This is a genomic window from Henriciella sp. (genome assembly GCF_049649345.1).
In the GTDB taxonomy this organism is placed as follows: Bacteria; Pseudomonadota; Alphaproteobacteria; order Caulobacterales; family Hyphomonadaceae; genus Henriciella.
In genome coordinates this window covers 1-2346 of sequence record NZ_JBARZC010000118.1, presented here as the reverse complement: position 1 = coordinate 2346, position 2346 = coordinate 1, and the positions used below count along the sequence as shown (strand labels likewise).

Sequence of the window (2346 nt, the reverse complement as noted above, 5' to 3'; positions counted from 1 at the left end):
TGCTTGATCTTGGCGATCGCCTTGGCCGGGTTAAGGCCTTTCGGGCAGACCTGGGCGCAGTTCAGGATGGTGTGGCAGCGATAGAGCTTGAACGGGTCTTCAAGGTCGTCGAGGCGTTCACCGGTGGCCTCGTCGCGGCTGTCGATCAGCCAGCGATAGGCCTGCAAGAGGGCCGCCGGGCCTAGATACTTGTCGCCATTCCACCAATAGGACGGGCACGAGGTCGTACAGCAGGCGCAGAGGATGCACTCATAGAGCCCGTTCAGCTCACTGCGCTGCTCTTCTGATTGCTTCCACTCCTTCTCAGGTTCCGGCGTGTCGGTCTTGAGGAAGGGCTGCACATAGGAATGCTGAGCGTAGAAATTGGTCAGGTCCGGAACGAGGTCCTTGACCACAGGCAGGTGCGGCAGCGGCGCGATGGTGATCGACCGGCCGGCAATCTCGTCCCAGCCCTTGGTGCAGGCGATGGTGTTGTGGCCGCCAATGTTCATCGAGCATGAGCCGCACACCCCCTCGCGGCAGGACCGGCGGAAGGCCAGTGTCGGATCGATATTGTTCTTGATGTAGATGAGGACATCCAGAACCATCGGCCCGCACCTGTCCATGTCGACGTGGTAGGTGTCCCAGCGCGGATTGCCGCCCTCTTCAGGCGAGTAGCGGTAGATCTTGAACGCCTTTGTTTTCTTCGCGCCCTCAGGCTTCGGCCAGTCCTTGCCCTTCTTGGGGGCGGATCCTTTGGGAAGTGTCAGCTGTACCATAGTCTAGTCCTCAGCGGTCTCTCTTTGAATGTCATAAGACGACGTCTCGTCGAGAATTTCCCCGTCCTTCAAGCGCAGGGTTATAGTGTCGATCTGATCGAAGTCTGTCAGCGGGTTGCCCTCAAGGACGATGAAACTTGCCTCGTATCCATCTTCCAGTCTGCCGATTTTTCGATCCGGGAAAACGGTTGAGGCACAGTTCTCTGTCCACATGCGCAGCAGCGCGGCATTGTCGAGAACATCCAGGCTGACGATGTGGCGCGCTTCGCCGACCGAGACGTCCCGCACATTGTCGCTGCCGAGAACCAGATTCGCGCCGGCCCGGGACAGTCTCGAAAGATTATCGCGCTGGGCCTCGAGTGTGGGCTCGTAAAGATCGGGATCGCGTTTCTTCAGGCGATCAGCAAGCGACAGGGTCGTGATGATCCCCGCCTGCGTGTCGGCAGCCAGCGCGACGGTCTCGTCTGAAAGACGTATCGGCGCGTCGTGCGAGGGCATATGGGCAATCATGTCGGCGCCCGATCGGAGTGCGGTCTGCATGTCAGCATCAGTTTCGACATGAACAGACACACGCAGTCCCGCCTCTTGCGCCATCTGGACAAGGCCAGGCAGCAGGTCCGGGTTCAGGCCGCGCTCTCCGTAATACTCCGGGTTACCCTTCCGGCTTTCATACTCTTCCGAAAAGAGAAGCATGACCTTTATGAAATCAGGCTTCTCGGCAAGAATAAGGGTCCACTTCTCGCGCAGTTCGTCTGGCGTATCTGCTTCGAAATATCCGGCATCCGGCAGGGTGTCCTTCGTAAACTCCGGATAGGACCCGTACGAGTCCATCAGGAATTCCCGGAGGCGCCGCGGATGGCCGCCAGATCCGGTGAGGCCATTGTTTGCAAAGGCGACATCCACCGATTCCGGCGTGTTTATCAGGTCAGCGATCTGTTGCCGGTAGGTGGCGAAGGATCCATGCATCATGGCGTAGAAGACGCCGTATTGCAGGTAGGCCGCCACGGTTTGCTGCACGTCGTCCAGCTCGGCGGAGTCTCCCAGATTGTGATTGTGCGCCTCGCAGAAGGGCGGCACGACATAGTCCCCGGCCAGATCGATTGTGTTGAGGGCTTCACGGGGGTCGCCGTCAATGACAAGCCGCCCACCGACGACAGAAACTGCCCGCTCGACAAAGCCCTGCCCGTCAAACCAGCGCCCGTTCTCGAACGTGTAGCTTGCAGGCTCGGTGTGCGTGGCCTGCGTCGCGCAGCCCGCCATAAGCAGAGCGGCGGCGGCAAACCCGGCCTTCATCGTCGCTCGCACCTTAGCTGGAGGACCGGACCGGCCGCACATGTGTCCCGCTCCTTTAATAAACCCGCGCTTTCGGCTCGATGTACTCAATGTCGTTGGACATCGTGTACTCGTGGACCGGGCGGTAATCGATGGTGACCTTTCCGGCCTCGTCGATCCAGGCGAGCGTGTGCTTCATCCAGTTGGCGTCATCGCGCTCGGAGAAGTCCTCGCGGGCATGGGCGCCGCGGCTTTCCTTGCGGTTGGCCGCGCTGTTCACCGTCACAGCCGCCTGGCCGATCAGATTGTCGAACTC

2 protein-coding genes and 1 pseudogene are annotated in these 2346 nt (G+C 60.1%); all 3 read right to left on the bottom strand.

Features of this window, described 5'->3' with window-relative positions; genetic code table 11:
- Positions 1–758, bottom strand: a 758-nt coding sequence (locus WA989_RS02920) for a succinate dehydrogenase iron-sulfur subunit (protein WP_424339026.1), incomplete at its 3' end; no start/stop codon positions are given.
- Between the two features lie 3 nt (positions 759–761).
- Complete coding sequence (locus WA989_RS02915; protein ID WP_424339025.1) at positions 762–2093, bottom strand: amidohydrolase family protein; 1332 nt, start codon at positions 2091–2093, stop codon at positions 762–764.
- A 13-nt stretch (positions 2094–2106) separates the two neighbouring features.
- Positions 2107–2346 (bottom strand): annotated as a pseudogene (locus WA989_RS02910) (succinate dehydrogenase/fumarate reductase flavoprotein subunit); the annotation flags it as partial.

Coding starts and splice junctions, on each gene's coding strand:
- WA989_RS02915 (WP_424339025.1), bottom strand. CDS start 2,093: ATGTGCGGCCGGTCCGGTCCTCCAGCTAAGGTGCGAGCGACGATGAAG.